Source organism: Orenia metallireducens, assembly GCF_001693735.1.
GTDB lineage: Bacteria > Bacillota > Halanaerobiia > Halobacteroidales > Halobacteroidaceae > Orenia > Orenia metallireducens.
On sequence record NZ_LWDV01000005.1, the window covers coordinates 28,222 to 44,785 of the forward strand.

Sequence of the window (16,564 nt, forward strand, 5' to 3'; positions counted from 1 at the left end):
ATTTTTTATTTAGTTCAATTTTATTTTACAATGAAGCGATTTATATTGATTTTAATTTGATAGAAAGATATTCTATTTTCTTAAAATTAACTAAGATAAATTATTTGATAAACATTGTATAGTAAAAGGGATTTTATGTTTAGTTCAAGAACTATTTAGTAGAGTAATAAAAGAAATTAATCAGTACAAATAATAATATATAATTGATTTTGTATTAATTATGTACACTAATAAAGTTAATTTTAGATAGATAACTATAGATAAAGAGGTGAAAATATGAGTAAGACTATTGCAATTGTTAATCAAAAAGGTGGAGTAGGAAAGAGTACTACAACTGTTAATTTAGGAAGTTATTTAGCAGAGTTAGGTAAGAGGGTTCTATTATTGGATATAGATCCTCAGGGGAATGCAACTAGTGGAGTTGGAGTGGACAAGTCTAAGATAGAAGATTGTATCTATGGAGTGTTAATAGAAGGAAAGAAGATAAGTGAAATAATGAAAAATACTCTTATAGAAGGATTGGATATTGTTCCAGCAACCTTAGAATTGGCAGGAGCAGAGATTGAGTTAGTATCGAGTATCTCTAGAGAGTATAAAGTTAAGCAGGCAATAAATGAGGTGAAAGAAGACTATGATTTTATCTTAATAGATTGTCCACCTTCTTTAGGTTTATTGACTCTAAATTCATTGGCAGCAGCTGATTCAGTATTAATTCCTATTCAATGCGAATATTATGCTTTAGAAGGATTAAGTCAGTTATTAAGCACTATCGAATTAATTAAAGGAGGACTGAACCCTGATATTGATATAAATGGTGTTCTATTAACAATGTATGACTCTAGAACAAATTTATCTGAACAGGTGAGCTATGAGGTTAAAGAGCATTTTGGTGAGATTGTTTATAAGACAGTTATCCCAAGAAATGTACGTCTAAGTGAAGCACCGAGCTTTGGAGAACCGATTAATATTTATGATAAAACATCTGCAGGTGCTAAAGCATATTTAGAGTTGGCAAAGGAAGTGATGGTACGTGTCTAAAAGAAGATTAGGAAGAGGCTTAAATGCTTTGATTAGTACTCCTGATAGTAATTTAGTAGAAGGTGATGATTCACAGATAAAGAAGATTAATTTAGATTCCATTGAACCTAATCCTTATCAACCAAGAAAGACCTTTAATCAAGAGGAGTTAGAGGAGCTGACACATTCTATAAAAGAGCATGGATTGATTCAGCCTATTATAGTGAGAAAGGCTAAAAGTGGTTCAGGCTATCAGATAGTAGCAGGGGAGAGAAGATATAGAGCGTCTAAGAATTTAAATCTAAAAGAGATAGATGCAATTATTACAGATATTGATGAGCAGCAGATGATGGAGATTGCTTTAATTGAAAACTTACAGAGAAAAGACTTAAATCCAATTGAAGAAGCTGAGGCTTATCAACAATTAATCGATACCTTTAATTTGGTACAGGCTGAATTGGCTAAACGGGTTGGCAAAAGCCGTTCTAGCATAGCTAATTCTTTAAGGTTGTTAAAATTGCCTGATAAAATCAAAGAATATGTTTCACGTGGAACTCTAGCAATGGGGCATGCTCGCACTTTATTAGCTATTGAAGATATTGATTTACAGAAGGAAGTAGCTAATCAGATAATAGAGAAAGAGTTGAGTGTAAGAGAAACGGAACGGTTAATTAAAGGGTTGAAGAATAAAACAAGTGAAAGTAAGTCTAAAAAGAAAGCAGTAACTAAAAAAGACCCAAATGTGACTATAGTTGAAGAGAGATTAAGAGGTATTTTAGGGACCAAAGTAGCAATACAATCTGGAAAGAAGAAAGGGAAGATAGTTATTGAATATTATTCTAATGATGATTTATTTAGAATAATTGAAGTATTAGATAAATAAGAATAAGTTGTTTGAAACTTTCTTTTTCATAATGTATAATATAATTAAATCTGAATATACCAATGTTTCACATGAAACACCCTAATAGATTGGGATTTTCCTGGTTTAGAGGGGTAAGTGGAATATTAGTGCAAGTTCTCTAAATGAAAGGGGTATCCTAATCATAGGAGAGAGTGTCTTAGGGTTAGTATATCAAGACTTATCTCTGTGATAAGTCTTTTTTTGTTTATAAATGTGAAAAAAACCTCAAGGGGAGTGATGAAGGTGTCAAAAGATTTTATTGATGATAAGAAGTTGGAGAATATTTTAGTACAGGCAAAGCCGACAGAAGAAGAGATAGAAAGGATTATTAATAAGTCATTAAATAAAGAGAGATTGTCTTTAGAAGAGACTGCAACTTTACTACAAGCTGAAAAGCCAGAATGGATTGAAAAAATATTTAAAGGTGCTGAAGAACTAAAGAATAGAATTTATGGTGATAGGATAGTATTATTCGCCCCTTTATATGTAGGGAATAAATGTATCAATAACTGTGAATATTGTGGTTTTAAGGCTTCTAATACTGAAATTGATCGCTGTACTTTGACAATTAAAGAATTACAAGCTGAAGTTAAGGCAATGGAGAAGAAAGGGCAGAAGCGTTCTATATTAGTTTATGGGGAGAGTCCTGATTATGATGCAGACTTTATTGCTAAGACTGTTAAAGCTGTTTATGATACAAGAGAGGATAAAGGGGAGATTAGACGAGTTAATATCAATGCTGCTCCTTTGGATATAGATGGGTATAAAAAATTAAAAGAGGTTGGTATCGGAACTTACCAAATCTTCCAAGAGACCTATCATCATGAGACTTATCAAAGGGTACATCATTCTGGACCTAAAAGAGACTTTGAATGGAGAATAACAGGTTTAGATAGAGCTATGGAAGCTGGCCTTGATGATGTAGGGATTGGAGTATTATTTGGGCTGTATGATTGGAAGTATGAAGTACTAGGTTTATTAGAGCATACTATTCATCTTGAGAAAAAGTATAATGTTGGTCCCCATACAATATCATTCCCTAGATTAAAAGAGGCTAGTAATGTAAGTATAGATGATAAATATCTTGTAGATGATGAAGAGTTTAAACGTATAATAGCTATCTTAAGGCTTGCTGTCCCTTATACAGGATTAATCTTAACAGCGCGTGAGGATGCTAAATTAAGAAGAGAGGTTATTAATTTAGGAGTATCACAGATTGATGCAGGAACTAAGATAGAGATAAATGGTTATTCTGAAGATGATGATGAACAAGATATAAACCGTGAGCAGTTTATGATAGGAGATAGTCGTTCTTTAGATGATGTAATTTATGAACTACTTAGTGATGGATATATTCCTTCCTTCTGTACTGCCTGTTACCGTTTAGGTCGTACTGGAGAGCATTTTATGGAATTTGCTATTCCTGGATTTATCAAAAGGTACTGTGGGCCTAATGCTCTATTAACCTTCAAAGAATATTTAGAAGATTATGCTTCTGAAAAGACTAAAGAGTTAGGAGAGAAGCTGATAGAAGAAAAATTGGCTGAGATAGAAGATGAGAAGACTAAAGAGAAGATAGAAGCTAAGTTAGAGGAGATTGAAAATGAAAAAAGAGATTTATACTTTTAAGTAAGAAAATATATTGACCAAGATAATAAGGTCTGGTTTAATAAAAAAGAAGGTAAGCGAATTAATTATCTTTTCAAGGTTGGAGAAGAACAATTTACTAATTCTGAAATAATAGAAGAGAATGAAGAGTTTCTATTATTGGGACAGTGTGTAAGTAATAAGTTGAAAGAGAAGTTAGAGATACTTTTTAATAATTATTTTAATTCAGATGAAAACTAAACTAGAAAGAGGGTATGAGATGAACTTGGAAGCTATTTTGAACAAAGGTGAATTGACTAGAGATGATTTAATCTATTTAATGAATTTAGAGGATAAAGAAGGTTTACAGAAGTTATATGATAGAGCTTATCAGGTTAAAGCTGAATATATAGGGCAGAAGGTTTATTATCGAGGTTTAATAGAGTTTAGTAATGTATGTGTTAAGAACTGTAACTATTGTGGAATCAGAAAGGATAATAATAAGGTAGAGAGATTTACTATGACAGAGGAAGAAATTTTAGATAGGGCTAAATGGGCTTATGAAAACAATTATGGTTCTATTGTTCTACAATCAGGTGAAAGAAGTGATAAGGAGTTTGTTGAGTTTGTTGATAATATAATCAAGAAGATTAAAGAACTAAGTAATAATGAATTGGGGATTACCCTATCCTTAGGGGAACAGAGTAAAGAGACTTATCAGCGTTGGTATGACCTAGGAGCCCATCGTTACCTGCTGAGAATAGAGAGCTCTAACAAAGAGCTATATAACTCCCTTCACCCTGATGATCATGACTTTAAACGTAGATTAGAGTGTTTAGCAGAGATGAAAGAGATAGGTTATCAAGTAGGTACTGGAGTAATGATTGGATTTCCAGGCCAGACTATAGAAGACTTGGTTGATGATTTACTCTTCTTTAAAGAGAATGATATCGATATGGTTGGGATGGGACCTTATGTTCTCCATGAAGATACACCAACAGCTAAGGATGTTGAAGATAATGAATTAATAAAGACTAGAAATCTTAATTGGGGATTGAAGATGGTAGCAATCTTAAGGTTATTAATGAAAGATATTAATATTGCAGCAACTACTGCCTTACAAGCTCTAAATCCAGTAGGGCGTGAGATGGCGTTAAAGGCTGGGGCTAATATCTTAATGCCGATTATAACTCACCGAAAATATCGAACAGAGTATCAACTCTATGAGAATAAACCCTGTATCGATGAAGAAGCATCTGACTGTAAGAACTGCTTAGCTGCTAGAGTAGGTACAGTAGGTGATGAGATTATTTATGGTGAGTGGGGAGATTCACCACATTACTTTAAAAGAACTGGTCAAAAGTAATTTTAAGTGAATAGGGAATATAGGGTATTGCGACATTTTTACTTTTTAAAAGTTAGCAAAATTATTAAAACTATTACGGGAAAGCTTATCAGCTTTTTTCCGTGTTACTTTTAGTATTGCACTCCAAGAGTACTTCCTCAGAAAGAAAGAAAACTTCCTTTAGGGCGCCTTAAAAGTAACCAAGTTTTAAAAATCTTTAAAGTCTCTTAACTGTCAATTGTTAACTGTACACTGTAAACTGACACAAAGTATTGTAATGTCCATTTATTATAAAACTCAAATCTAAATTAATTTATATTTTTCATATAAACTTGGAGGTGAAGAATTATGCAGAACACACCACAGGCTAATAGATTACACATTGCTCTTTTGGGGAGGAGAAATGCTGGTAAATCTAGCCTAATTAATGCACTGACCAATCAGGATTTGGCTGTTGTCTCTGATGTAGCAGGAACAACGACTGATCCAGTATATAAATCTATGGAGATTTTACCGATTGGACCAGTAACTATTATCGATACAGCCGGAATTGATGATGTAGGAGAGCTAGGAGAGTTAAGAATCAAGAAGACCAAAGAGGCTTTAAGTAGAACTGATTTGGCTTTATTGGTAGTTGATCCTGAAGCAGAGGTAGATGAATACGAGAAGAAGTTATTAGCTGAATTAGAGGAGAGAGAGATTCCTGTTGTAGGTGTAGTTAATAAAGAAGATAAATTTGAAGATATAGATATGAAGTTTTTAATGAAGGAATTAGGTATTAAATTATTAAAAGTTAGTGCCAAAGAGCAGACAGGAATAGAAGAGTTAAAGAAAGAGATAATCTTACAAGCACCAGAGAAGTTTGAAGAACCTCATATTATTGGAGATTTAATCAAACCTCAAGATATAGTTGTATTAGTTATTCCTATAGATTTGGCTGCCCCTAAGGGAAGATTAATCTTACCACAAGTCCAGACCTTGCGAGATATTCTTGATAATGATGGTCAAGCAGTGGTAGTAAAGGAAAGGGAGTTAAAGGGTGCTTTAGATAGTCTTAAAAAGAAGCCTAAGATTGTAGTTACCGATTCCCAAGCTTTCATGAAAGTAGCTGCTGATGTACCTGAGGATATTATGTTAACTGGATTCTCGATTCTATTTGCTCGCTATAAAGGTGATTTAGAGATTTTTACTAGGGGGGCTAAAGGGATTACCAAACTTAAAGCAGGAGACAAGGTATTAATCTGTGAAAGCTGTACTCATCACCGGACTGCTGATGATATTGGAACAGTAAAAATTCCTCGTTGGTTACGCCAAGAAGTAGGCGGAGAGTTACAGTTTGATCATGTTGCTGGAAGAGAATTTCCCGATAATCTTAAAGAGTATAATTTAATTGTTCAATGTGGTGGATGTATGACTAATCGCAAAGAAATCTTATATAGATTAAAGAAGGCTGATAGTCTAGGTGTTCCAATAGTTAATTATGGTATGTTAATTGCTTATGTACACGGTATTTTAGATAGAGCATTAGAACCATTTCCATTAGCTCAGATGATTTGGGAGGAAGAATAATGAGAATTGAAGAGGATTTGTTGGGCTCTCGAGAGATTGAGAAAGGCAGCTATTATGGAATTAGTACTCTAAGGTCTGCTGAAAATTTTAATCTTACTGGCAGAAGAGTCAACTTAGAATTAATTAAGGCTATAGTTCAAATCAAAGAGGCTGCAATAATCACCAATTATGAATTAGCTAAGGTCAGTGAAGAGAAGAAAGATGCTGTTTTACAAGCTTGTAAAGAAGTCTTAGCAGGAGAGTTTGATGAAGAGTTTATTCTAGATGCTTTGCAGGGTGGAGCGGGGACATCCACAAATATGATGGTTAATGAAGTAATTGCTAATCGAGCTATTGAGCTTTTAGGTGGACAGAAGGGTGATTATAGTATAGTTCATCCCAATGAAGATATTAATATGAGCCAATCTACCAATGATGTCTATCCAACTGCTGTTAGAATTGCTGCCTTAAAATTATTGATACCTTTAAGTGAAGAGGTTGTTAACTTACAAGAAGCATTACAAGAAAAAGAGAGAGAATTTGCCAACTATCTTAAATTAGGTCGTACCCAACTACAGGATGCTGTACCTATTACTTTAGGACAGGAGTTCTCTGCTTATGCTGAAACAATTAGCCGCGATAGGTGGAGGTTATTTAAAGTATCTGAGCGATTAAAGCAGATTAACTTAGGTGGAACAGCTATAGGAACGGGATTGAATGCTCCTCGTAAATATATCTTCAAGGTTGTTAAGGAAATTAGAAACATCACAGGTCTGAATCTGGCTCATGCAGAGAATATGATAGATAATACACAAAATTTAGATGTTTTTGTAGAAGTTTCAGGCTTGTTAAAGGCTTTGGCTGTAAATTTAAATAAGATTGCTAATGATTTAAGATTATTAAGCTCAGGACCTAAAGGTGGTATAGGTGAGATTAAATTACCTCAAGTACAGGTAGGATCTTCTATTATGCCAGGTAAGATCAACCCAGTGATCCCTGAAGCAATCAATCAGGTAGCTTTTCTAGTAATTAGTAATGACCAAGCGATTACTTTAGCTGCTCAGGCAGGTCAGTTGGAGTTGAATGTAATGATCCCTTTATTGGTTGATAAATTGCTAGAGAGTTTAACAGTCTTAAAAAATGGTGTTAAATTATTTAGAGAGAGATGTATTATAGGGATTGAAGCGAATCAAGAGAGGTGTCAAGAGTTATTAGAAGATAGCTTAGGACTATTAACAGCGCTAAATCCTTATCTAGGTTATAAATTGACAACAGAGATTGCCAAAGAGGTTTTAATAGGGAAGAAGAAGGTTAGAGAGGTTGTTTTGGAGAAGGGTATCTTTAGTGAAGAAGAGTTAAATCAAATTTTAAGTCCAAGTGAGATGACCCATCCAGGTATAGCAGCAGAAAAGTTATATAAAAAACGGAAGATAAAAGATTAGTATAAAAAGGAGAGGAAAAAACCTCTCTTTTTACTATTTTAGAAGGAATTAAAAGATAAAAGTATAATTTTTTTATAGAATAGAGGAATAAAGAAGGAGAGAAGAGATAAAATGAAAGGAACTATAGTTAATACTATCTCTATTATAATAGGAGGTAGTTTTGGAATGATGCTTGGTACTAAGTTAAAGAATCGATTTAAGGAAATTGTTATGCAAGGCTTGAGTCTATCAGTTTTGCTGATAGGTATGCAGATGGCATTAAGGACTGATAATCCAACCTATATTATTTTTAGTTTACTAATCGGTGGATTAATTGGAGAAGTGGTTAATATAGAGAATAGATTAGAGAATGTAGGTAAGTGGTTTGAGAGAAAATTAGGTAATAAAGGTAGAGTTGCTGAAGGTTTTGTACAATGTAGTTTAATTTATTGTGTTGGTGCTATGGCAATAATGGGAGCTATCCAAGATGGGTTACAGCATGATCCATCTATATTATATGCTAAAGCCTTATTAGATGGGTTTTCAGCAATAGCTTTTGCTTCTACATTAGGTATAGGGGTTATTTTATCTTCAATACCTGTATTTTTATATCAAGGTATTATTACTCTCTTGGCAACTCAAGCTAAGGTTTTTTTAACAAGTTCTATTATTATTGAAATGACAGCAACAGGTGGGCTATTGATTTTAGCGATTGCTTTAAATATGTTAAATATAACTAAAATTAAAGTAGGGAACCTATTGCCAGCTATTTTTATAGTGGTTACCTTAGTTTATTTATTCTAAATCAATTTAGAATAAATTATTAATAATGGTTATAGTATAATTCTATAATTAGTAAGATTATATCATAACTTATGCCATTATAATACTTTTGTTTTAAATACTGTAAATTTTATTTAATAAAAAAAATAATTAATTTGAAATGTTGATAAAAAAGAGGAAAATTGTTTTCTATGTAGAATAATTGTAATAAGTTTAAATTTTTAGTCAGGTATTCAAGTTTAATAACTGCATTTTTAATCTATAAAATGGAGGGACAGGATTATGTCTTATCATAAGGGAAAACGGAAAATAACTTTAACAATTGTTCCCCATACCGATGGTGACATCCGAACTTTACGTATATCTAAAAGTAGTATTAAATTTATCTTTTTGTGTATAATTATTTCTGTTATTACTGTATTAGGCTTTTTATGGTATTATTATGGAGAATATAGCCAAGCTCAACATGAGATTAATGACTTACTTCCTTATAAAGAGAGGAATCAAGTTCTTAAAGAGGAAAAGGAATATTATGAACAGAGATTGTCAGAATTTATTGATGAGATAGAGAAGATTAATAATGAATTTGGGGATATTATAACTGAAAAGCAAGAGATTAGAGAGTTAATTAATGGCAAAGATAATATTAGTCAAAATAATGAGATGCAAACTGATATGAGTAATAATATTGGTTATTATGATTTTGAAAACTCCGAAGATAAAGGTAATGATATGATACAGTATATAGAGGCAAATTTAGTTATGCTAAAGGAAGTGATGCCTAAGCAGAAAGAAGATTTGTCTAACTTAAAGCAGAAAGTAGTAGAACATAATAGATTTATAGAGGCTAAGCCTCAAGGATGGCCAATTAGGAGTGGAAAAGGTCGTGTTACTTCACCTTTTGGATACCGCTATCATCCGGTATTAAAAAAGAGGTTATTTCATGATGGTATAGATATTGGTGTTTGGTATAATCATAAGGTTATTGCTACAGGAAAGGGTAGAGTAATTTTTGCAGGGGATCAGAATGATGGTTATGGTAGAAAAGTTATAATTGATCATGGATATGGCTATAGGACCTTATATGCTCATACTAATCGGGTATTAGTAAAAAGAGGGCAATGGGTTGCAAGAGGAGATATAATTGCATTATCGGGTAATTCTGGACGTAGTACAGGACCTCATTTACACTATGAAGTTCAATATAAAGGAAAAGTAGTTAATCCAATGGACTATATAAAATAGTTATTTTAATAAATAGGGGGGCTATAAATGTTCGGAAAGAAGAAAAAAGAGAAAAAAGAAAAAAAAGAGAAAAAAGCAAAAGATATAGCAACTATTATCAGTGCTGGTACACATGTTGAAGGAATAATTAAAGTGGCTGAATCAATTAGAATTGATGGAGAATTAGATGGGCAGTTAATTGTTGAAGGTAATATTTATGTAGGTAAGGAAGGAAAGCTAACAGCCAATGTACAAGGTGATAATATAATGATTGCTGGATTTGTTGAAGGTAATGTAAAGGCTGAAGGTAGATTAGAGATAGTAGAGACAGGTAAGTTAATAGGTGATATATCTATTTCTAATTTAATTATTCATGATGGAGCAACCTTCCAGGGTAATAGTACTTCTAAGGCAGAAATTGATCAGAAGATCTCTGAATCGCAAAAATCTTTAAATAATAAAGCTAAAGAAGAAGTAAAAAATAATAAGTCTAAGGAAGATTCTAATAATGAATCTAACAACGGCTTTAAACGACTAGAAGAAGATAAAGATAAGAAGAAGGCTTAGCATGAAATTTGAAAGAGTAACTAAGGAAGAAGATTTAAAAAGAGTTTTTAAATTAAGAAGAGAAGTCTTTATTGAAGAACAAGGTGTCCCAGCTGAGTTAGAGCTTGATGAGGATGATAATAGGGCAATTCACTTTATAGTCTATACACCAGAAGCTATTATTGGAACCTGTAGGCTATTGGTTAAGGATAATTTCGCTAAAGTACAAAGAATGGCAATTAAAAAGGGCTATCGTAAGAAAGGAATAGGCTCTAGATTATTATCTGAAGTTATAGATTTTGCTAAAGAAGAGGGATTGAAAGAATTGCTTTTACATGCCCAAACTCATGCTGTTGATTTTTATAAGAACAATGGATTTAATATAATTTCAGAGGATATAATTGAAGAAGCAGGTCTAGCACATCTAAAGATGAATAAAATACTATAAAATTAAAGGCTTTGATTTGAAAGAATAAATCAAAGCCTTTAGCTATTGTATTCCCTTAATTCCTGGAATAAAGAATAGGCAATTATTTTGGACATTTTAATAACTAAGCTTAAGCGAGTGCTTTGTAGTACAAAATACTCCATATATCCAGAAACATTTACTAAACCGGTAATGTGGATATTGCCCACAGGAGGAAGATTCTTATTAACTCCAGAACCTGGTTTTAAAGGTCCATCATTAACACTAATTGAACCTACACTACTACTTCTTCCTAGGCTAGCATCAATTGCTATAATAAAGGGGTTAGAGTAATTTCTATTAATATATTCTAGGTGTTCTTCTAAGTTAGTAGCATGAACAGGTTTTTCTAAAGAACCAAATATTTTTGTATTATTTCTAAAATGAAAATTTAATAACTTAGAACCTGTTAAAGGACCTAAAGAATCTCCAGTAGATCTGTCTGTTCCAATACATACTACTATCAATTCTTGGTCTTGTGGATCATATCTTCTCTGTAACTTATGCCTAATAATTTTTTTAAGATGACTAATTGCTAATGGATCATCGATATGTACTCTATCTTGTTCTAACAACTCCTGTCTGTTAAAGCTAGTAGATGCTATTTTTTCAGGATTGCTATTAATTGTTTCATGATATTTTTCTTTATCGAAAATAAATTTATCCATTTTTATCCACCACTTTTTAATTAAAGATATAGTTTTGACTATAAACTAGTTACTTTCTTAAGATGTGGAAATGAACTCTTATTTAAACTGTAAACTTTTACCTAAATTTATCTTCTTTTCCCTTCATATAAATGATTGAGGGGGGGATAATGTGAAGATAAATAAAATTTTACAGATAGCTGTAACCTATATTGGAGCGATTATTGGAGCAGGATTTGCTTCAGGACAGGAAATATTACAGTTTTTCGTTATTTATGGTAATAATGGTTTATTGGGAGTAATATTATCTAGTTTACTATTTAGTATTTTAGGTATTTTTATTGTTCAGATAAGTTATACTTTAAAAGCAAATAATTATAAAGATTTATTTTATAGTATCGCTGGAAGAAAATTTGGATTTATAGCTGATTTAATATTAACTTTATTCTTATTAGGTAGTTTAATTGTAATGTTAGCAGGTAGTAAAGAGATATTTAATCAATTTTTTAACTATAAGATAAATCTTGGATTAATATTAACAACGATAATTATTCTTTGGTCAAACTATTATGGGGTAGAAGGTATTATGAAATTAAATTTAATGTTGATTCCACTATTACTAGTTATTATAATAGTTGTACTTGGAGGTATTATAGATAACTTCAGTATTATTTTCCCCCATAATTATTTAAAACTAGATTGGATAGCCTCTTCTTTTATTTATACTGGATATAACTTAATTTTAGCACTAACAGTATTAGTTCCTTTGAGTTTGGAGGTAGAAAAAGAAGAGTTATTTTGTGGAATTTTTGGTGGTGGAATAGTTTTAGGAGTAATAGCTTTCTTTCTTTATTATCTCTTATACCAGTTTTATGATGAGATAGTAAATAGTCAGATTCCTATTATAGATATAATTGCACATTATAAATATAATATATATTATATTTATTCAACTACTTTGTGGTTGGCGATGTTAACTACGGCTAGCTGTAACTTGTATGCTTTAACTAGCAGATTAAACGATAGTGTAGGACTATCGGAAAGAAAGGTTATTTTTATTATTTTAATCTTTGTATTTCCCTTTGTTAAAATGCCTTTTTCTAGGCTAGTCGAATTAATTTATCCACAATTAGGGAAGTTAAGTTTAGGATTATTATTATTTTTAATCTTTAGTTATGTGACCAGTTTTAATAAGTATTCTTAAATTGGTATTTTTTATTGGTTAGCATAATTACAGTTAGATATGGTTATGAAGAAAAAGATAATTTAAGAAAAATTTATTATATTATGAAAGAGGAGAGTTTATGGAGATTAAAAATTTAAGACCTACTTGGCTAAATATAGATTTAGATGCTATTAAATTTAATCTTAAACAGGTGAGAAAGAGAATAGATCCAGATACAGAGATAATGGCAATCGTTAAAGCAAATGGCTATGGCCATGGAGCAAGTGAAGTTTCCAAAGTAGCTTTAGAAGAAGGGGTAGGTTGGTTGGGAGTTGCTACGGTACATGAAGGTGTGGAATTACGTAAAGGGGGAATAGAAGCTCCTATTCTAATTTTAGGAACTTTATTATCAAATCAAATTGATGAGGTAGTTGAATATGGTCTAACACCAACAGTTTACACTTATGAATTAGCTAAAAATTTATCTCAATTAGGAATTGATATAAAAGTACATATTAAGGTGGATACAGGTATGGGAAGAATAGGGTTGATAGCTGAAGAGGCTGGAGAAGAGATAATTAAAATAGCTAATTTACCTAATATTAAAATTGAAGGTCTCTTTACCCATTTTGCCAAATCTGATGTTGATGAGATTTATACCTCAAAACAGTTAGATAGATTTAATAGATTGATCAGTTTTTTAAAGGATAATGGTATTGAGATTCCGATAATACATACTTCAAATAGTGCAGCTATTATTAATTTTTCTAAGGCTCATTATAAATTAGTAAGAATGGGGATAATCTTATATGGTTTATATCCTGATCCCACTTTATCTGATCAGATAAAGTTAAAGCCTGCTATGAGCTGGAAAGCTAAGATTGTTCACGTAAAAGAGGTTGAAGCAGGAACAGCGATTAGTTATGGATGTACCTATATAACTAAATCTAGGACTAAAGTAGCTACTTTACCTGTTGGTTATCATGATGGCTATTCTAGAGCTTTGTCTGGTCAGGTAGAGGTTTTATTTAAAGGAAAGCGGGTACCAGTAATTGGGAATATATGCATGGATCAGATGATGATAGATGTATCTGGAATAGAAGCAGAGGTTGGCGATGTGGTAACCCTGATAGGAAGGGAAGGAGAAGAGAGTATTTCAGCAAATGAGCTAGCCCAAAAGTTAGGAACTATAAATTATGAAGTTGTTAGTAGAATTGGTTTAAGAGTGCCTAGAGTTTTTTATAAGAATAATGAAGTTATTGGGTTTAAGGAGGGATAGTACTTATGGAGGAATTTGCAGATTTTGAAAGTGTCTTGAATAGTTTTTTAAAAAAGATTTTAGATCCTGATTTGTTGATAAAAATCGGTATAGGTCTGTTACAGTTAGCAGGTATTTTGATAGCGGGAAAGATACTCTTAAAGTTAGGAAATTATCTAATCGACCGTTTATTTGAGGAGAAGACCAAATACGATCAATATGTTAAAAGAAGAAATAAGACATTGCAGATTGTCTTAAAAAGTGCTCTAAGATATACCCTTTATTTTGTTGGAGGAACAATGGGATTGGAGGTATTAGGGGTACCAACAACCTCTATTATAGCTGGGGCTGGAGTAGTTGGACTAGCTGTAGGTTTTGGAGCACAAAATCTTGTACGTGATGTTATTACAGGTTTTTTCATTTTATTTGAAAAACAATTTTCAGTTGGTGATTATGTTAAAATTGCTGGTATAGAGGGTATTGTCCAAGAAATTGGCTTAAGGATAACTAAGGTAAAAAACTTTGATGGTGATGTACATATTGTTCCTAATGGTAAGATAGAACAGGTAACTAATCTTAGTTCAGAGACTAGAAGGGTTGTTATTGATGCTCCAATAGATTATAACCAAAATATTAAGGAAGCTATTAATATCTTAACGGAATTGTCTACTGAATTAAAAGAAGAATATCCTCAAATTAAAGAAGGACCTACAGTACAAGGTGTACAAGAACTTGCTGGGTCAAGTATTAATATTAGATTGGTTGCTATGGCAGAACCTATGGAGTCTTGGCAGATTGCTAGGGTTATAAGACAGAAAATAAAAGAGAGATTTGATGAGAAAGGAATTGAGATTCCTTATAACCATATGGTTATAATAAATAAGGGGTAGATTAAAAATAGGTTTGAATCTGACTCTAAGTAAACTCTTATTTAAACTTAAGCTCAAATTCAATCTGAACCTTGTTTTTCTATCTTGCAATTTATATTAATTATTTATATACTGTTAGGTGGACTATACTAGATATAGAGTTTTATAGTCATTATTTATACATATATTATAAGAATTATTATAGTAATATTTTGTTAAAGTAGTGGTTTGTGTAGTTACAATTTTAGGAGGTGGAAGAATGAAATTTTCTGTTGGTGAAGTGGTTCAATTTAGGAAGAAACACCCTTGTGGAGAGGATAGATGGGAGATTTTGCGAACAGGAATGGATTTTAGGATAAAATGCTTAGAGTGTGGTAGAGTGATTATGCTCCCACGTCCTAAATTTGAGAAGAGTGTAAAGAAAAAAGTAGATTTAGGTTGAGTTTAAGCTTAAGTAAAGAATACTTAGATTTAAGCTTAAACTCAGATTTGAACTTATATTTAAACTTAATATAAAGGAGCTGTTTATTAGATGGGAATGAAATGTGGAATTGTTGGTTTACCTAATGTGGGGAAATCAACATTATTTAATGCAATTACAGAGGCAGGTGCGGAGTCAGCAAATTATCCCTTCTGTACAATCGACCCTAATATTGGGATTGTAGAGGTTCCAGATAGAAGGTTAGATAAATTAACAGAGGTTATTGAGCCTAAAAAAACAGTACCGACAGCAATTGAGTTTGTTGATATTGCCGGTTTGGTTAAAGGTGCTAGTAAAGGAGAAGGGTTAGGTAATAAATTTTTAGGTAATATTCGAGAAGTAGATGCGATTGTTCATGTTGTAAGGTGCTTTGATGATGAGAATATTACCCATGTAGAGGGTAGTGTAGACCCATTAAGGGATATTGAAATTATAGACTTAGAGCTTGTTTTAGCAGATTTGGAGAGTGCTAGTAAGAAGAGAGACCGGACTCAGAAGATGCTTAAAACAGGAGAAAAGATTTATAAAGAGCAGATGGCTGTTTTAGATAAGTTAGTACCAGTATTAGAAGAAGGAAATCCTGCTAGAAGTGCTGGGTTATCTAAGGATGAAGAAAAATTAATTCGGGATTTGAATCTATTAACATTAAAGCCCGTTCTTTATGCTGCAAATATAGGAGAAGATGAAATTACAGAGGAAGATAATCAATTAGTTAAAAAGGTTAAAGAGAAGGCTGCTGGAGAAGATGCTAAAGTAGTTACTATCAGTGCTCGCCTAGAAGCTGAAATTGCTGAATTACAAGGAGAAGAGAAGGAGATGTTTTTAGAGGAGTTAGGTATAAAAGAATCTGGTTTGGATAAGTTAATCAGGGCTGGATATGAATTACTTGGTCTTATAACATACTTTACGGCTGGAGAGAAGGAAGTAAGAGCGTGGACTGTTAAAAAAGGTGCTACAGCACCAGAAGCAGCTGGGGTTATCCATACTGATATGCAACGCGGTTTTATTAAGGCAGAAGTAGTTAGCTATGAGGATTTAATTGAGGCAAGTTCTTTTGCTAAAGCAAGAGAAGCTGGAACTTTAAGACTTGAAGGTAAAGAGTATATTGTTCAAGATGGAGATGTATGTTACTTCAAATTTAATGTATAATTAATTAGGGTTAATTGGTTAATACATATTCTGATGGAGCTTAGAGTTGAAGTATTACCATGATAAATATTTTATAAACTATAAAAAATAGTTGAAATCTAGACAAGCTAGTGTTATAATTTATTATGTTATTCCATGCTCTATACAGGGCCAT

The 16,564-nt window shown here is 32.3% G+C and carries 16 protein-coding genes; 15 read left to right on the forward strand and 1 reads right to left on the reverse strand.

The window, feature by feature from the left end:
- The first annotated feature begins 276 nt into the window (after positions 1-276).
- From U472_RS00745 to U472_RS00790, 10 genes are all read left to right on the forward strand, one after another.
- On the forward strand, positions 277-1,038 hold the full coding sequence (locus U472_RS00745) for a ParA family protein (RefSeq protein ID WP_068714519.1): 762 nt from the start codon (positions 277-279) through the stop codon (positions 1,036-1,038).
- Positions 1,031-1,900: a ParB/RepB/Spo0J family partition protein gene (locus U472_RS00750; RefSeq protein ID WP_068714521.1), complete on the forward strand. Its 870-nt coding sequence runs from the start codon at positions 1,031-1,033 to the stop codon at positions 1,898-1,900. The genes U472_RS00745 and U472_RS00750 overlap by 8 nt, the downstream gene beginning before the upstream one ends.
- A 258-nt stretch (positions 1,901-2,158) precedes the next feature.
- Positions 2,159-3,550, forward strand: a complete 1,392-nt coding sequence (gene hydG / locus U472_RS00755) for a [FeFe] hydrogenase H-cluster radical SAM maturase HydG (protein WP_068714523.1) — start codon at positions 2,159-2,161, stop codon at positions 3,548-3,550.
- Between the two features lie 238 nt (positions 3,551-3,788).
- Complete coding sequence (gene hydE, locus U472_RS00760; protein ID WP_068714525.1) at positions 3,789-4,874, forward strand: [FeFe] hydrogenase H-cluster radical SAM maturase HydE; 1,086 nt, start codon at positions 3,789-3,791, stop codon at positions 4,872-4,874.
- 327 nt (positions 4,875-5,201) lie between these two features.
- A complete protein-coding gene (gene hydF / locus U472_RS00765; RefSeq protein ID WP_068714527.1) occupies positions 5,202-6,422 on the forward strand; it encodes a [FeFe] hydrogenase H-cluster maturation GTPase HydF in 1,221 nt (406 codons plus the stop codon).
- Positions 6,422-7,843, forward strand: a complete 1,422-nt coding sequence (locus U472_RS00770) for an aspartate ammonia-lyase (protein WP_068714529.1) — start codon at positions 6,422-6,424, stop codon at positions 7,841-7,843. Before hydF ends, U472_RS00770 begins: the two co-directional genes overlap by 1 nt.
- 111 nt (positions 7,844-7,954) lie before the next feature.
- Complete coding sequence (locus tag U472_RS00775; protein WP_068714531.1) at positions 7,955-8,626, forward strand: DUF554 domain-containing protein; 672 nt, start codon at positions 7,955-7,957, stop codon at positions 8,624-8,626.
- Positions 8,627-8,887: 261 nt separating this feature from the next.
- A complete protein-coding gene (locus U472_RS00780; RefSeq protein WP_068714533.1) occupies positions 8,888-9,850 on the forward strand; it encodes a M23 family metallopeptidase in 963 nt (320 codons plus the stop codon).
- 27 nt (positions 9,851-9,877) lie between these two features.
- On the forward strand, positions 9,878-10,396 hold the full coding sequence (locus tag U472_RS00785) for a bactofilin family protein (RefSeq protein ID WP_068714535.1): 519 nt from the start codon (positions 9,878-9,880) through the stop codon (positions 10,394-10,396).
- A gap of 1 nt (position 10,397) precedes the next feature.
- Positions 10,398-10,823: a GNAT family N-acetyltransferase gene (locus tag U472_RS00790; protein ID WP_068714538.1), complete on the forward strand. Its 426-nt coding sequence runs from the start codon at positions 10,398-10,400 to the stop codon at positions 10,821-10,823.
- Between the two features lie 38 nt (positions 10,824-10,861).
- Here U472_RS00790 and yyaC read toward each other — a convergent pair whose 3' ends face one another.
- Positions 10,862-11,509 carry a spore protease YyaC gene (gene yyaC, locus U472_RS00795; RefSeq protein WP_068714539.1) on the reverse strand — a complete coding sequence of 216 codons (648 nt, stop codon included), beginning with the start codon at positions 11,507-11,509 and terminating at the stop codon, positions 10,862-10,864.
- Positions 11,510-11,660: 151 nt separating this feature from the next.
- Here yyaC and U472_RS00800 point away from each other — a divergent pair, with 151 nt between their 5' ends.
- From U472_RS00800 to ychF, 5 genes are all read left to right on the forward strand, one after another.
- On the forward strand, positions 11,661-12,692 hold the full coding sequence (locus U472_RS00800) for a YkvI family membrane protein (protein ID WP_068714541.1): 1,032 nt from the start codon (positions 11,661-11,663) through the stop codon (positions 12,690-12,692).
- A 100-nt stretch (positions 12,693-12,792) separates the two neighbouring features.
- Positions 12,793-13,932 carry an alanine racemase gene (gene alr, locus U472_RS00805; RefSeq protein ID WP_068714543.1) on the forward strand — a complete coding sequence of 380 codons (1,140 nt, stop codon included), beginning with the start codon at positions 12,793-12,795 and terminating at the stop codon, positions 13,930-13,932.
- 5 nt (positions 13,933-13,937) lie between these two features.
- Complete coding sequence (locus tag U472_RS00810) at positions 13,938-14,801, forward strand: mechanosensitive ion channel family protein (protein WP_068714545.1); 864 nt, start codon at positions 13,938-13,940, stop codon at positions 14,799-14,801.
- Positions 14,802-15,039: 238 nt separating this feature from the next.
- Positions 15,040-15,222 carry a DUF951 domain-containing protein gene (locus U472_RS00815; RefSeq protein WP_068714547.1) on the forward strand — a complete coding sequence of 61 codons (183 nt, stop codon included), beginning with the start codon at positions 15,040-15,042 and terminating at the stop codon, positions 15,220-15,222.
- 90 nt (positions 15,223-15,312) lie between these two features.
- Complete coding sequence (gene ychF / locus U472_RS00820) at positions 15,313-16,410, forward strand: redox-regulated ATPase YchF (protein ID WP_068714549.1); 1,098 nt, start codon at positions 15,313-15,315, stop codon at positions 16,408-16,410.
- Positions 16,411-16,564: the final 154 nt, after the last annotated feature.